The sequence below is a fragment of the Streptomyces sp. NPDC048255 genome, assembly GCF_040652415.1.
Classification (GTDB): Bacteria; Actinomycetota; Actinomycetes; order Streptomycetales; family Streptomycetaceae; genus Streptomyces.
In genome coordinates, this window is the sequence record NZ_JBEZMA010000001.1 from 297,007 (window position 1) to 310,698 (window position 13,692).

12 protein-coding genes are annotated in these 13,692 nt (G+C 73.8%); 6 read left to right on the forward strand and 6 right to left on the reverse strand.

Features of this window, described 5'->3' with window-relative positions:
* Positions 1 to 90 precede the first annotated feature (90 nt).
* Positions 91 to 846: a TrmH family RNA methyltransferase gene (locus tag AB0D94_RS01425; RefSeq protein WP_362044066.1), complete on the forward strand. Its 756-nt coding sequence runs from the start codon at positions 91 to 93 to the stop codon at positions 844 to 846.
* A 7-nt stretch (positions 847 to 853) separates the two neighbouring features.
* Here AB0D94_RS01425 and paaN read toward each other — a convergent pair whose 3' ends face one another.
* Entirely contained in the window at positions 854 to 2,536 is a 1,683-nt protein-coding gene (paaN, locus tag AB0D94_RS01430) for a phenylacetic acid degradation protein PaaN (protein ID WP_362044068.1), read from the reverse strand.
* 166 nt (positions 2,537 to 2,702) lie between these two features.
* Here paaN and AB0D94_RS01435 point away from each other — a divergent pair, with 166 nt between their 5' ends.
* Entirely contained in the window at positions 2,703 to 4,223 is a 1,521-nt protein-coding gene (locus tag AB0D94_RS01435) for a 3-hydroxyacyl-CoA dehydrogenase (protein ID WP_362044070.1), read from the forward strand.
* Entirely contained in the window at positions 4,220 to 4,807 is a 588-nt protein-coding gene (locus AB0D94_RS01440; RefSeq protein WP_362044072.1) for a TetR/AcrR family transcriptional regulator, read from the forward strand. Before AB0D94_RS01435 ends, AB0D94_RS01440 begins: the two co-directional genes overlap by 4 nt.
* A 123-nt stretch (positions 4,808 to 4,930) precedes the next feature.
* Here the strand turns inward: AB0D94_RS01440 and AB0D94_RS01445 are convergent, their stop codons facing one another.
* Positions 4,931 to 5,557 carry an Lrp/AsnC family transcriptional regulator gene (locus AB0D94_RS01445; protein WP_362044074.1) on the reverse strand — a complete coding sequence of 209 codons (627 nt, stop codon included), beginning with the start codon at positions 5,555 to 5,557 and terminating at the stop codon, positions 4,931 to 4,933.
* A 177-nt stretch (positions 5,558 to 5,734) separates the two neighbouring features.
* Here AB0D94_RS01445 and pdhA point away from each other — a divergent pair, with 177 nt between their 5' ends.
* Genes pdhA through AB0D94_RS01460 form a run of 3 tightly spaced genes read left to right on the forward strand, consistent with a single transcriptional unit; the run spans position 5,735 to position 9,221 of the window.
* Positions 5,735 to 6,871 carry a pyruvate dehydrogenase (acetyl-transferring) E1 component subunit alpha gene (pdhA, locus tag AB0D94_RS01450; RefSeq protein ID WP_362044076.1) on the forward strand — a complete coding sequence of 379 codons (1,137 nt, stop codon included), beginning with the start codon at positions 5,735 to 5,737 and terminating at the stop codon, positions 6,869 to 6,871.
* Entirely contained in the window at positions 6,868 to 7,887 is a 1,020-nt protein-coding gene (locus tag AB0D94_RS01455; RefSeq protein WP_362044078.1) for an alpha-ketoacid dehydrogenase subunit beta, read from the forward strand. The genes pdhA and AB0D94_RS01455 overlap by 4 nt, the downstream gene beginning before the upstream one ends.
* On the forward strand, positions 7,887 to 9,221 hold the full coding sequence (locus tag AB0D94_RS01460; RefSeq protein ID WP_362044080.1) for a dihydrolipoamide acetyltransferase family protein: 1,335 nt from the start codon (positions 7,887 to 7,889) through the stop codon (positions 9,219 to 9,221). The genes AB0D94_RS01455 and AB0D94_RS01460 overlap by 1 nt, the downstream gene beginning before the upstream one ends.
* Positions 9,222 to 9,366: 145 nt before the next feature.
* Here AB0D94_RS01460 and AB0D94_RS01465 read toward each other — a convergent pair whose 3' ends face one another.
* From AB0D94_RS01465 to AB0D94_RS01480, 4 genes are all read right to left on the reverse strand, one after another.
* Positions 9,367 to 10,344: an NAD(P)H-quinone oxidoreductase gene (locus AB0D94_RS01465; RefSeq protein WP_362044082.1), complete on the reverse strand. Its 978-nt coding sequence runs from the start codon at positions 10,342 to 10,344 to the stop codon at positions 9,367 to 9,369.
* A gap of 66 nt (positions 10,345 to 10,410) precedes the next feature.
* Positions 10,411 to 11,511, reverse strand: a complete 1,101-nt coding sequence (locus AB0D94_RS01470) for a potassium channel family protein (RefSeq protein ID WP_362044084.1) — start codon at positions 11,509 to 11,511, stop codon at positions 10,411 to 10,413.
* On the reverse strand, positions 11,499 to 12,794 hold the full coding sequence (locus AB0D94_RS01475; RefSeq protein ID WP_362044086.1) for a molybdopterin molybdotransferase MoeA: 1,296 nt from the start codon (positions 12,792 to 12,794) through the stop codon (positions 11,499 to 11,501). Before AB0D94_RS01475 ends, AB0D94_RS01470 begins: the two co-directional genes overlap by 13 nt.
* Complete coding sequence (locus AB0D94_RS01480) at positions 12,791 to 13,657, reverse strand: NTP transferase domain-containing protein (protein ID WP_362044088.1); 867 nt, start codon at positions 13,655 to 13,657, stop codon at positions 12,791 to 12,793. Before AB0D94_RS01480 ends, AB0D94_RS01475 begins: the two co-directional genes overlap by 4 nt.
* Positions 13,658 to 13,692: the final 35 nt, after the last annotated feature.

Genomic DNA, 13,692 nt, shown 5'->3' on the forward strand with positions numbered 1-13,692 from the left:
CCCCGGACCCCCGCGCCTCAAACGCCGGCGGGGCTGGATTTGCATCGGCTTCGGTGCGGCGGGTGCGGGGGCGGACCGTAGGGTCGGGGTATGACTGAGGAGCAGAGCCCCGAGGAGATCGCGCGCCTGTGGCAGGAGGGTGTCGGGCAGGAAGGGCTCGTGCTGCTGGACGGGTTCCACGCGCTGAAGCACGCGCTGCGGTTCGGGGCCGAGGTGCGGATGGCCGTCGCCGAGGATCCCGGCGCCGTACGGGCGCTCGCCGGTGAGCTGGCTCCGGACGTCGAGGCCGAGGTGGCCCGGCTGGTGCGGAAGGCGCCGCTGAAGGGGCTGCTGGCCCGGGTGCACCCCACCGGGGTCGCGGCCCTGGCCGTACGGCCCGACCGTGCGGCGGGGCTCGCGGCGCTGGGGCGGCGGCCGCGCCCCGCGCCCGTCGTGGTGCTGGACAACCCCCGCAACCTCGGCAACGTCGGCGCCGTGGTCCGCCTCGCCGCCGGCTTCGGCGCCACCGGCGTGGTGACCCGCGGCGACCTCGACCCCTGGCACCCGAACGTGGTCCGGGCCGGGGCCGGGCTGCACTACGCCACCACCGTGGACCGGGTGGAGCTCGACACCCTCCCGGCCGGGCCGCTGTACGCGCTCGACCCGGAGGGCGAGGACATCCGCTCCCTCACCCTCCCGGACGACGCCCTGCTGGCCTTCGGCTCGGAGCGCCACGGCATCTCACCCGAGCTGCGCGCCCGGGCGGACCACCTGGTCTCCCTGCCGATGCGGCCGCAGGTCTCCAGCTACAACCTGGCCACCAGCGTGGCCATGACCCTCTTCCACTGGGGCGGGCCCAAGCCCTGAGCCGCGCTCAGGCCTGGCGGCGGACCTCCACCACGCGGAAGCGGTTCGCGACGAACGCGCCGTCGCACAGCGCGGCGTTCGCCGCCGGGTTGCCGCCCGAGCCGTGGAAGTCGGAGAAGGCCGCCGTCTGGTTGACGTACACCCCGCCGGTCAGGTTCAGGGAGAGCTGCGCGGACTCCTCCAGGCAGACCTCCTCGATGGCCCGCTCGGTGTCCGCGGAGGTCGTGTACGCGCCCACGGTCATCGCGCCCTTCTCCCGCACCGTGCGCCGCAGCAGCTCCAGCGCGTCCGCCGTGGAGTCGACGGCCACCGCGAAGGAGACCGGGCCGAAGCACTCGGAGAGGTACGCCGCCTCCGGGTCGGGCTTGGCGGCGTCCAGCTTCACCAGCACCGGGGTGCGGACCACGGCGTCCGGGAACTCCGGGTTCGTGACCTCACGGGAGGGCAGTGCGACCTCGCCGAGGGAGGCCGCGGCCTCCAGCCGGGCCTTGACGTCCGGGTTGACCAGCGCGCCCAGCAGCGCGTTGGCCCGGGCGTCGTCGCCGAGCAGGCCGCCGACCGAGGCCGCGAGGTCGGCGACGACCTCGTCGTACGTCTTGTGCCCGGCGTCGGTGTCGATGCCGTCGCGCGGGATCAGCAGGTTCTGCGGGGTGGTGCACATCTGACCGCTGTACAGCGACAGGGAGAAGGCCAGGTTGGACAGCATCCCCTTGTAGTCGGAGGTCGAGTCGATGACGACGGTGTTGACGCCCGCCTTCTCCGTGTAGACCTGCGCCTGGCGGGCGTTGGCCTCCAGCCAGTCGCCGAACTCCGTGGAACCGGTGTAGTCGATCAGCTTGATCTCGGGCCGGACGGCCAGGGTCTTGGCGATGCCCTCGCCCGGCCGCTCGGCGGCGAGCGCCACCAGGTTCGCGTCGAAGCCGGCCTCGGCGAGGACCTCCCGGGCCACCTGCACGGTCAGCGCGAGCGGGAGAACGGCCCGCGGGTGCGGCTTGACCAGCACCGCGTTGCCGGTGGCGAGGGAGGCGAACAGGCCGGGGTAGCCGTTCCAGGTGGGGAAGGTGTTGCAGCCGATGACCAGGGCGATGCCGCGCGGGACGGCCGTGAAGCTCTTGCCGAGCTCCAGCGGGTCCTTCTTGCCCTGCGGCTTGGACCAGTCGGCCCGGCCCGGGACGCGGGTCTGCTCCTCGTACGCGTAGGCCACGGCCTCCAGGCCGCGGTCCTGCGCGTGCGGGCCGCCCGCCTGGAACGCCATCATGAAGGCCTGGCCGCTGGTGTGCATGACCGCGTGCGCGAACTCGTGGGTGCGGGCGGAGATGCGGGAAAGGATCTCGATCGAGACCAGGGCGCGGGTCTCGGGACCCGCGTCGCGCCAGGCGGCCACGCCGGCCTTCATGGCGGGCAGCAGCACCTCCAGGTCGGCGTGCGGGTACTCCACGCCCAGCTCGGGCCCGTACGGGGACACCTCGCCGCCGGTCCAGCCGTCCGTACCGGGCTGGCCCAGGTCCAGCCGGGTGCCGCGGACGGCCTCGAAGGCGGCCAGGCCGTCGGCGGGGGCGTTCTCGCCGTACGCCTTGGGGTGCTCGGGATGCGGGGACCAGTAGGCGCGGCTGCGGATCGCCGACAGGGCCTGGTCCAGGGTGGGCCGGTGCTTGGCGGACAGCTGGGGGACGGTGAGCTCGGCGGGCATCAGGGACCAACTCCTCGTTGAGCCGGGCGGGATCGCGCGGGATCGGCAGGCGCTTCAGGCAAGGCAGGGCGAGAAAGAGCAGACTGGAGTTAGAGTAACCGAACGATCGGTCGGGACAAGAGGGCCCGGCAGACCTGTGGATAAGTCGGTGCGGGAGGATCTGGTCATGACAGCAATCGAGCGGTCCCGCACTGTGGCGGTCGTCGGCGCGGGCACCATGGGACAGGGCATCGCCCAGGTCGCCCTTCTCGCAGGTCACCGGGTGCTGATCTACGACATCGACGCCGCCCTCGCCGTCGACGGCGTCGGCTTCGTGCAGGACCGCGTCGAGCGGATGGCCGCCAAGGGCCGCCTGGATCGCGCCGAGGCCGAGGACGCGATCGGCCGGATCGGTGCGGCGGGCACCCTCGCGGACCTCGCCGACGCGGCCCTCGTCATCGAGGCGGTCGTCGAGAACGTCGGCGTCAAGCAGACGCTCTTCGCCGCACTCGAAGAGGTGGTCGCGCCGGACGCGCTGCTGACCACCAACACCTCCTCCCTCTCCGTCACCGAGCTCGCGGCGCACCTCGCGCACCCCGGCCGCTTCCTCGGCCTGCACTTCTTCAACCCGGCCCCGCTGCTCCCGCTCGTCGAGGTGATCAGCGGTTTCGCGACCGACCCGGCCGCCGCCGAGCGCGCGTACCGCACCGTCCTCGGCTGGGGGAAGACGCCGGTCCGCTGCGCCGACACCCCCGGCTTCATCGTCAACCGGATCGCCCGCCCGTTCTACGCCGAGGCCTTCTCGGTGTACGAGGAGCAGGGCGCCGACCCGGCCACCATCGACGCGGTGCTCCGCGAGTGCGGCGGCTTCAAGATGGGCCCCTTCGCGCTGACCGACCTGATCGGGCAGGACGTCAACGAAGCGGTGACCCGCTCCGTCTGGGAGTCCTTCTACCGGAGCCCCAAGTTCACCCCGTCCCTCGCGCAGCGCCGGCTGGTCCAGTCGGGCCGCCTGGGCCGCAAGTCGGGGCACGGCTGGTTCCCGTACGGCCCGGGCGCCGTCCTGCCGGAGCCGCACACCGCTGCCCCGCAGGAGGCCCCGGCCAAGGTCACCGTCGTGGGCGACCTCGGCCCCGCCGCGGACCTCGCCGACCTGCTGGAGGAGGCCGGGATCGCCGTCACGGCCACCGAGCACGGGGGCCCGTACATCCAGCTGCCCGGCGAGGGCCAGCTGGTCCTCGCGGACGGCAAGACCTCCGTCGAGTTCGCGGACGTCGTCTACTTCGACCTCGCGCTCGACTACCGCGGCGCCACCCGGATCGCGCTCTCCGCCAGCGAGGACACCAGCGAGCGCACCCTCGCCGAGGCCGTCGGGCTCTTCCAGAAGCTCGGCAAGAAGGTCTCCGTCATCGGCGACGTCCCCGGCATGATCGTCGCCCGGACCGTCGCGATGCTGATCGACCTCACCGCCGACGCCGTCGCCCGCGGAGCGGCCAGCGCGGAGGACATCGACACCGCGATGCGGCTCGGCGTCAACTACCCGCTCGGGCCGGCCGAATGGCACGACCGGCTCGGCCAGGACTGGGCGTACGACCTGCTGCACCACCTCGACGAGCGCTGTCCCGGCGGGCGGTACGCGCCCTCGCTGGCGCTGTTCCGGCTCGGCTACGCGGCCGGCGACGAGGACGGGGCGGAGGAGACGGGATGACCACGGTCAAGCGGGACACCTACACCCCGGAGACCCTGCTGACCGTCGCGGTCCAGGTCTTCAACGAGCGCGGCTACGACGGCACCTCCATGGAGCACCTCTCCAAGGCCGCGGGCATCTCCAAGTCCTCGATCTACCACCACGTCACGGGCAAGGAGGAACTGCTGCGCCGGGCCGTCAGCCGGGCCCTCGACGGGCTCTTCGCGGTGCTGGAGGAGCCCGGCGCCGTACGGGGCCGGGCGGTCGAGCGGGTCGAGTACGTCACCCGGCGCACGGTGGAGGTGCTCCTCGCCGAGCTGCCGTACGTGACCCTGCTGCTGCGGGTACGGGGCAACACCCGGACCGAGCGCTGGGCGCTGGAACGCCGCCGCGAGTTCGACCACCAGGTCGCCGACCTGCTCAAGGCCGCCGCGGCCGACGGCGACCTCCGGGCCGACGTGGACATCCGGCTCGCCACGCGCCTGCTCTTCGGCATGGTGAACTCGCTGGTCGAGTGGTACCGGCCGCACCCGGGCACCACTCCGGACCAGCTGGCGGACGCGGTCGTCCACATGGCCTTCGACGGGCTGCGCGCCACCCCGTAGGCCGTACGGCCACCCGGTCGGCCCAGCCGGGCCGAAACGATCCGCCGGGGCCCTTGCCGGCCCCTGTCAGCCTCCGTCAGCCCGTCTCCGTCCTTCCCGGCCGCGCCGGGCCCCCTCAGCCCCTCACTCCTCCGTGAGCGCCGGTCCGCCCGCGGGGCCCGGGTCCAGGAGGTCCGTCTCCTCGAACACCAGCAGGGTGCGCGTGGAGAGGACCTCCGGGATGGACTGGAGGCGGGTCAGCACCAGTTCGCGCAGGGTGCGGTTGTCCGGGGTGTGGACCAGCAGGAGGACATCGAAGTCCCCGCTGACCAGCGCGATGTGGGCCGCGCCCGGCAGCTCGCGGAGCTGTTCGCGCACCGTCCGCCAGGAATTCTGGACGATCTTCAAGGTGATGTACGCGGATGCGCCCTGGCCTGCGCGTTCGTGGTTGACGCGGGCCGTGAACCCGCGGATCACCCCGTCGTCGATCAGCCGGTTGATCCGGGCGTAGGCGTTGGCCCGCGACACGTGCACCTGCTCCGCCACCGAGCGTATCGACGCGCGGCCGTCCGCCTGGAGCAGCCGCACGATGGACCGGTCGATCGGGTCCAGGGTGCGCGGCGGCACGGGAGCGACGGGCGGCGCCTGCGGGACGGGCGTGGCCTGCGGCACCGGGGTGGCCTGCGCCACCTGGGGGACCTGCGGGACCGCGGGGCCGCTCCCCGGCGGGACCGGGGCGGAACCCGCCGCGGCCATTTGTTCATCCGGCATTGCCCGATGCCTCCCTCTCCTGGACGTCCTGCATCCATCCCAGGGCCCCGGCGCCACTTTGTCCACAGCCTGGAGCCGCCTGTAGCCAAATTGCGCAGACAACCGAACAATCGGTTGGTGAGGCGCCTCACACCCGGGGCGCTCCTGCCCGCTTCCCAAAAGGAGGTGTACGCCGCCATGACGGTCCAAGAGCTGCCCGGTGCCGGTGCGTCCCACCGTCCGACCCCGCCGCCCGCCTGGAGGCCCCGTACGGATGCCGCCCCGCTGCTCCCGGACCCCGAGCCCTACCGGGTGCTGGGCACCGAGGCGGCAGGCCGGCTCGACCCCGCGCTGATGCGCCGCTGCTACGCCGAGCTGGTGCGCGGCCGCCGCTACAACGCGCAGGCCACCGCGCTGACCAAGCAGGGGCGGCTCGCCGTCTACCCGTCCACCGTCGGCCAGGAGGCCTGCGAGATCGCCGCCGCGATGGTCCTGGAGGAGCAGGACTGGCTGTTCCCCAGCTACCGCGACACCCTCGCGGCCGTGGCGCGCGGACTGGACCCCGTACAGGCGCTGACCCTGCTGCGCGGCGACTGGCACACCGGCTACGACCCGCGCGAGCACCGGATCGCCCCGCTGTGCACCCCGCTCGCCACCCAGCTGCCGCACGCGGTGGGCCTGGCGCACGCGGCCCGGCTGCGCGGCGACGAGGTCGTGGCCCTGGCCATGGTCGGCGACGGCGGCACCAGCGAGGGCGACTTCCACGAGGCACTGAACTTCGCCGCCGTCTGGCAGGCCCCGGTGGTCTTCCTCGTGCAGAACAACGGCTTCGCGATATCCGTCCCGCTCGCCAAGCAGACCGCGGCCCCGACGCTGGCCCACAAGGCCGTCGGCTACGGGATGCCCGGCCGGCTGGTCGACGGCAACGACATCGCCGCGGTGCACGAAGTGCTGTCCGAGGCGGTCCGGCGGGCCCGGGCCGGCGGTGGACCGACCCTCATCGAGGCCGTCACCTACCGGATGGAAGCCCACACGAACGCCGACGACGCGACCCGCTACCGCGGGGACGCCGAGGTCGAGGCATGGAAGGCGCACGACCCGGTGGAACTGCTGGAGCGCGAACTGACCGCGCGCGGGATCCTCGACGAAGCGGGCATCCAGGAGGCGCGCGACGAGGCCGAGACGATGGCCGCAGCGCTGCGCGAGGCGATGAACGCGGAGCCGGTGCTGGACCCCATGGACCTCTTCGCGCACGTCTACGCGGAGCAGACGGACCGGCTGCGCGAGCAGGCGGCCCAGCTGCGCGCCGAGCTGGATGCGGAGGACCGGGGATGAGCGCGGTGGCGACGAAGGCGGCGAAGCAGGGGGCCAAGCCCGCGACGATGGCGCAGGCCCTGACTCGGGCGATGCGCGACGCGATGGCCGAGGACCCGACGGTCCACGTCATGGGCGAGGACGTCGGCACGCTGGGCGGAGTCTTCCGGATCACGGACGGCCTCGCGAAGGAGTTCGGCGAGGAGCGCTGCACGGACACGCCGCTCGCGGAGGCCGGGATCCTGGGCGCCGCGGTGGGCATGGCCATGTACGGGCTGCGCCCGGTGGTCGAGATGCAGTTCGACGCGTTCGCGTACCCGGCCTTCGAGCAGCTGATCTCGCACGTGGCGAAGATGCGCAACCGGACCCGGGGCGCGATGCCGCTGCCGATCACCATCCGCGTGCCCTACGGCGGCGGGATCGGCGGCGTGGAGCACCACTGCGACTCCTCCGAGGCGTACTACGTGGCGACGCCCGGCCTGCACGTGGTGACCCCGGCGACGGTCGAGGACGCCTACGGGCTGCTGCGCGCCTCCATCGCGAGCGACGACCCGGTGGTCTTCCTGGAGCCGAAGCGGCTGTACTGGTCGAAGGCCGACTGGTCGCCGGAGGCGCCGGCCGCGGTGCCGGGGATCGGAAAGGCGCTGGTCCGGCGGACGGGCACGAGCGCGACGCTGATCACGTACGGGCCTTCGCTGCCGGTGTGCCTGGAGGCGGCCGAGGCGGCGCGCGAGGAGGGCTGGGACCTGGAGGTCGTGGACCTGCGCTCGCTGGTCCCCTTCGACGAGGAGACGGTCGTCGCCTCCGTACGCCGGACCGGGCGCGCGGTGGTGGTCCACGAGGCCGGCGGCTTCGGCGGGCCGGGCGCGGAGATCGCCGCCCGCGTCACGGAGCGGTGCTTCCACCACCTGGAGGCGCCGGTGCTGCGGGTGACGGGCTTCGACATCCCCTACCCGCCGCCGATGCTGGAGAAGCACCACCTGCCGGGCGTGGACCGGATCCTGGACACCGTCGCCCGCCTGCAGTGGGAGAACTGATGCCGCAGGTCATGGAGTTCAAGCTGCCGGATCTCGGCGAAGGCCTGACGGAGGCCGAGATCGTGCGCTGGCTGGTGGCGGTCGGCGACGTCGTCGCCATCGACCAGCCCGTCGTCGAGGTCGAGACGGCCAAGGCGATGGTGGAGGTGCCCTGCCCGTACGGAGGAGTGGTCACCGCACGCTTCGGTGAGGAGGGGCAGGAACTTCCGGTCGGGGCCCCGCTGATCACCGTGGCGGTGGGTGCGCAGTCGGTGCCCTCCGGGGCCGTGGAGGCCCCGGAGGGCGGGGCCGAGGGCTCCGGCAACCAGCCCCGGCCCCTGATCGGCTACGGAGCGGACGAATCGCGTCCGGCGCGTCGGCGACGGGTGCGACCCGTCACCGCCGCGGTCTCGGCGCCCGTCGCGGCCCCGGCCCCCGTCGTCGCGGCCGCGGCGGCGCCGTCGGCTCCGGCGGTCTCCGCCGGGCCGGTGCCCGTCATCTCTCCGCTGGTGCGCAAGCTGGCCAAGGACCACGGGGTCGACCTGCGCGCGCTGCACGGGTCCGGTCCCGAGGGCCTGATCCTGCGGGCCGACGTCGAGGCGGCGCTCGCCGCCCTGCGGGCGCCCGAGCCGGTCCAGGCCCCCGCCCCCGCGGCGGTGGCGGCGCAGGGCGAGCGGATCCCGCTCAAGGGGATCCGCGGGGCTGTCGCCGAGAAGCTGTCGCGCAGCCGCCGGGAGATCCCCGACGCCACCTGCTGGGTCGATGCGGACGCCACCGAGCTGATGGCGGCCCGGGCGGCCATGAACGCCGTGGGCGGCCCGAAGATCTCGGTGCTCGCGCTGCTGGCCCGGATCTGCACGGCCGCGCTGGCCAAGTATCCCGAGCTCAACTCCACCGTGGACCTCGCGGCGGGTGAGATCGTCCGGCTGCCGTCCGTGCACCTGGGCTTCGCCGCGCAGACCGAGCGGGGCCTGATGGTCCCGGTCGTCCGGGACGCGCAGAACCGCAACCCCGAGTCCCTGTCGGCGGAGTTCGCCCGGCTGACGGAGCTGGCACGCGCCGGGAAGCTGGCGCCGGCCGATCTGACGGGCGGGACGTTCACCCTGAACAACTACGGGGTGTTCGGGGTCGACGGCTCCACGCCGATCATCAACCACCCGGAGGCGGCGATGCTCGGCGTCGGCCGGATCATCGCGAAGCCGTGGGTGCACGGGGGCGAGCTGGCCGTGCGTCAGGTCGTGCAGCTGTCCCTGACGTTCGACCACCGGGTCTGTGACGGGGGTACGGCGGGCGGCTTCCTGCGGTACGTCGCCGACTGCGTGGAATCCCCGGCGGTGCTGCTGCGCAGCCTTTAGCCGTCCGGCGGGGCGGGTGGGGTGGGGTGGGTGCGGGTTCCGCTGCGCGGAGCCGGTCCCCGCCCCGCCCTTCCTCCGTTCCCCGGGGCTCCGCCCCGGACCCGCGCCTCAAACGCCGGCGGGGCTGGAAGAGGCCGAGCCGGGCTCAGGCTGTCAGCAGGAGTTTGCCCACGTGGGAGCTGGACTCCAGGACACGGTGGGCTTCGGCGGCCTGTGCCATCGGGAAGGTGGCGTGCACCACCGGGTGCACTCGGCCCGCAGCCACCAGGGGCCACACGTGCTCCCGTACCGCCGCGATGATGGCCGCCTTCTCCTCCAGCGGCCGCGCCCGCAGCGAGGTCGCGGTGATCGCGGCCCGCTTGGCCAGCAGCGCGCCGAGGTTCAGTTCGGCCTTTACCCCGCCCTGCAGTCCGATGACCGCGAGCCTGCCGTTCACGGCGAGGGCGTCCACGTTCCGCGCGAGGTACTTCGCGCCCATGATGTCCAGGATCACGTCCGCCCCGGCCCCGCCCGTCGCGGCCCGCAGCTCCGCCACGAAGTCCTGCTCGCGGTAGTCGATCAGGATGTCGGCGCCCAGCTCCTTGCACCGGGCCAGCTTCTCCGGGCCGCCCGCCGTCACCGCGACCCGCGCGCCCACCGCCTTGGCCAGCTGGATGGCCATGGTCCCGATGCCGCTGGATCCGCCGTGCACCAGCAGGGTCTCGCCGGGGCGCAGCCCGGCGACCATGAACACGTTCGACCACACCGTCGCGACGACCTCGGGCAGCGCGGCCGCCGTCACCAGGTCCAGGCCCGCCGGAACCGGCAGCAGCTGTCCCGAGGGGACCGCCACCTTCTGCGCGTACCCGCCCCCGGCCAGCAGCGCGCACACCTCGTCGCCCACCGACCAGCCGGCCACGCCCGGGCCGATCGCGGAGATCCGCCCGGAACACTCCAGGCCGGGGTGGCGCGAGGCACCGGGCGGCGGATCGTAGAACCCCTGCCGCTGGAGGATGTCGGCGCGGTTCACGGCGCTCGCCGCCACCTCGACGAGGACCTCGCCCTCGCCCGCCACCGGATCGGGTACGTCGGTCCAGACGAGGGCCTCGGGGCCGCCGGGCTGCTCGATGGTGATCGCATGCATGGCCCGGAGGCTACGCGAATCAGCCCCGCGGAAGACAGCGTCCGCCGCGGCTCCCGCCGCTCGCGCCTATTCGGCGGGTCCCCGCGGGACCGGAGCCGAGTTGGGCGGAGCCGCCCGCACGATGGTGATGAGACGGTCCGTCAGCTGCAACGGGCTTGCGTGCGCGTCGTCGTAGGGCAGCAGCCGGTGACCGCGCAGGACGCTCACCACCAGGTCGCCGGTCTCCCGGACGGATTTGCCGACCTCCGCCCTGGTGACGGGACGTTCGATGAGGTCGAGGCCGCTTCCCTGCTGGATCAGGTCCTCCATCACGGTGCCCGCGCTCGGGCTGATGACCGAGAGGCCCAGCAGCCGTCCGGCTGCGCTCGCGCTCGTGATGACCGCGTCCGCGCCCGACTGGCGCAGCAGCGGGGCGTTCTCCTCCTCGCGGACCGCGGCGACGATCTTCGCCCCGCGGTTGAGCTGGCGTGCCGTCAGGGTGACCAGGACGGCGGTGTCGTCCCGCTGGGTGGCGATGACGATCTGACGTGCCTTCTGCAGTTCGGCACGGAGCAGGACGTCGGAGCGGGTGGCGTCGCCGACCACTCCGGTGAACCCCTCCGCGGTGGCCGTGTCGATGACCTTGGCGCTGGGGTCGACGATGACGACCTGCTCCTTCTGCAGGCCGGTCGCCAGCAGCGTCTGCAGGGCCGAGCGCCCCTTGGTGCCGAAGCCGACGACGACCGTGTGCTCACGCAAGTTCTTCCTCCAGCGGTTCAGCCGCCACTCTTCCCTCGTCCGCTCCGTGAGGACTTCCAGGGTGGTGCCGACCAGGATGATCAGGAACAGCACGCGCAGCGGGGTGATCAGCAGGACGTTCACCAGCCGCGCGCTGTCGCTGTACGGGACGATGTCGCCGTAGCCCGTGGTCGACAGCGTCACGGTGGCGTAGTAGACGCAGTCGAGGAAGTCGACCGACTCGTTGGCGTTGTCGTGGTAGCCGTGGCGGTCGAGCCAGACGATCAGGACCGTCAGCCACAGCACGAACAGGGCCATCAGCAGGCGTTTGCTGACCTGCCGCAGCGGCTTCTCGACGATCCGCCTGGGCAGTTTGATGCGCCGGGAGACGAGTTTCTCGTCGGCGCCGCGGGCCATGGCGTCCTGGCCGTGAAGTTTCACGTGAAACATCCCCCCGAGGCCCACGGCAGATCCAGGATCTCCAGCTCGTCACCGGACCGCGCGCCGTGCGGCGGTACGACGGCCAGCGCGTCGGCGGCCGCCACGCCGCGCAGCATCGCGGGACCGTTGTAGCGCAGCGGCACCGCGTGCTCGTCGGTCAGCAGGACCGGGACCAGCCGGGTGTCCTGCGGGTGGCCGGGTACGTCGCCCTGCACGGCCGCCGTGTACCGGGGGCGCCTGCGGCGGCCGGCGAGGGCGCGCAGCAGCGGGTCGGCGAGGGTCAGCAGCCCGGAGACGGCGGCGAGGGGGTTCCCCGGCAGGCCCACGACGTGCCTGCCGTCCGAGCGGCCGCCGACGCGGCCCAGCAGCATCGGGTGTCCGGGGCGCACCTGCACCCCGTCGACCAGCAGGTCTGCGCCGGCCTGGCGCAGTACGGGGTGGACGTGGTCGACGGGGCCGGAGGCGGTGCCGCCGGTGGTGACGACGACGTCGGCGGTGGAGGTGGTGAAGGCCTCCAGCAGGGCTTCGGCTCCGGCGGGGTCGTCGCCGAGCCGCCGGGTGCCGATGACCTCGGCGCCGAGGCGGGTGAGCCAGGGGCCGAGCATGGGGCTCAGGGCGTCCCGGATCAGCCCGTCGTGCGGCAGGCCCTCGGTGAGCAGTTCGTCGCCGAGCACCACGATCTCCACGCGGGGCCGGGGCCGGGTGCTCAGCTCGTCGTACCCGGCGGCCGCGGCGAGGCCGAGCACGGCCGGGGTGACCAGGGAGCCGGCGGGCAGCAGCAGATCGCCGGAGCGGCACTCCTGGCCGCGCGGGCGGATGTCCTGGCCGGTGAGGACGGGCCGGTCGGCGAAGAGCTGGCTGCCGGCCTCGTGGCAGTGCTCGTCGCGGATCACGGCGGTGGTGTCGGCGGGGATCCGGGCGCCGGTGGCGATCGGTACGGCCTCGCCGTCCGCGAGGGGATCGGGCCGGCCGGAGCCGGCGAGGACCTGCCGGCCGGCGCGGACGCTCCACGGGCCGGGTCCGGCGACGGCCCAGCCGTCCATCGCGGAGGTGTCGAAGGAGGGCAGGTCGGTCAGGGCCTCCAGGGGGGCGGCCAGGACCTCGCCGAGGGCGTCCGCGAGCGGGACCCGGTGGGTACGGGCCCGCACCCCGGCCCCGGCGTGGGCGGCCGTCTCCCGGGCCCGTGGCCAGGAAGCGATGCGGTGGCCGCCCGCCCCGCCGCCGCCGTCGGGGGCGCGGCTGACCAGGGCCAGGGCCTGGTCCAGGGCGTGCTCGGCGTCGGTGGGGGTCATCCGGAGCCGTTCTCTCGGGCGTCGGCCTCCGCTTCGGCCGCCCAGCGCAGCGCCAGGTCGGCGGCCTTGCGGGAGGCTTCGGCGACGGCCTGGGCGGGGTCGGCGCCGGTGGCTTCGGCTTGGGCGGCCGCGTAGCCGACCAGGAAGGTGGTCAGCGGGGCGGCGGGCCGGGCGACGCCGTGGGCGGCGTCACGGGCCAGGTCGAGCAGGGTCTTGGTGTCGACGGTGAGGTCGATGCCGAGCTCCGCCTTGACTGCGGTGATCCATTGGTCCAACACGGTTCCATGCTCTCTGATCCGGGCGCGAGCGACGGCAAGGTCGTCCCAGGTGTCGCAGTCGAAGGAGGCGAGTGGCGCAGTGCCGGTCAGCCTGGTCAGGCCGAGTTCGGCGGTGAGGGCGCGCAGGGGGAGCCCGCCGAGGCTGCCGTGCTCGGTGGCGAGCAGGGCGATCTCCCTGCGCAGGGGCTCGGCCCGGTAGGCGGCGACCAGGGGCTGGTCCCGCCCGTCGGCGTCCCGCAGCAGGGCGCCGTCGGCCTGGCCGGCCCCGTCCAGCAGGGCCCGTACGGTGTCCCGGTCCAGGAAGGGCAGGTCCGCCGAGAGTACGAGGACCAGCTCGGCCGTCGTGTGGCGCAGCCCGGCATCCAGCGCGGCGAGGGGGCCGCCGCCGGGCGGGTCCTCGCGGGCCCAGTGCACCGGGCGGGCGGTGGGCCTGCGGCCGCCGACGACGACGGTCGTCCGGGCGTCCGCGCAGGCGTCGAGGACCCTGTCGAGGAGGGTTCGGCCGCCGACCCGCAGGGCGGGTTTGTCCGCCCCGCCGAGTCGCTGCGCGGCGCCGCCGGCCAGCACGATGGCGTCGTAGCTCATGCCCCTGAGTATGCGCGGCCATGTCCCCTGCGGGG

Bases quoted from the DNA above. Each gene is read 5' to 3' on its own strand.
- AB0D94_RS01465 (WP_362044082.1), bottom strand. From the start codon at position 10,344: ATGCATGCGATCACCATCGAGCAGCCCGGCGGCCCCGAGGCCCTCGTC.
- AB0D94_RS01470 (WP_362044084.1), bottom strand. From the start codon at position 11,511: ATGTTTCACGTGAAACTTCACGGCCAGGACGCCATGGCCCGCGGCGCC.
- AB0D94_RS01480 (WP_362044088.1), bottom strand. From the start codon at position 13,657: ATGAGCTACGACGCCATCGTGCTGGCCGGCGGCGCCGCGCAGCGACTC.
- paaN (WP_362044068.1), bottom strand. From the start codon at position 2,536: ATGCCCGCCGAGCTCACCGTCCCCCAGCTGTCCGCCAAGCACCGGCCC.
- AB0D94_RS01435 (WP_362044070.1), top strand. From the start codon at position 2,703: ATGACAGCAATCGAGCGGTCCCGCACTGTGGCGGTCGTCGGCGCGGGC.
- AB0D94_RS01440 (WP_362044072.1), top strand. From the start codon at position 4,220: ATGACCACGGTCAAGCGGGACACCTACACCCCGGAGACCCTGCTGACC.
- AB0D94_RS01460 (WP_362044080.1), top strand. From the start codon at position 7,887: ATGCCGCAGGTCATGGAGTTCAAGCTGCCGGATCTCGGCGAAGGCCTG.
- AB0D94_RS01425 (WP_362044066.1), top strand. From the start codon at position 91: ATGACTGAGGAGCAGAGCCCCGAGGAGATCGCGCGCCTGTGGCAGGAG.
- AB0D94_RS01455 (WP_362044078.1), top strand. From the start codon at position 6,868: ATGAGCGCGGTGGCGACGAAGGCGGCGAAGCAGGGGGCCAAGCCCGCG.
- pdhA (WP_362044076.1), top strand. From the start codon at position 5,735: ATGACGGTCCAAGAGCTGCCCGGTGCCGGTGCGTCCCACCGTCCGACC.
- AB0D94_RS01475 (WP_362044086.1), bottom strand. From the start codon at position 12,794: ATGACCCCCACCGACGCCGAGCACGCCCTGGACCAGGCCCTGGCCCTG.
- AB0D94_RS01445 (WP_362044074.1), bottom strand. From the start codon at position 5,557: ATGCCGGATGAACAAATGGCCGCGGCGGGTTCCGCCCCGGTCCCGCCG.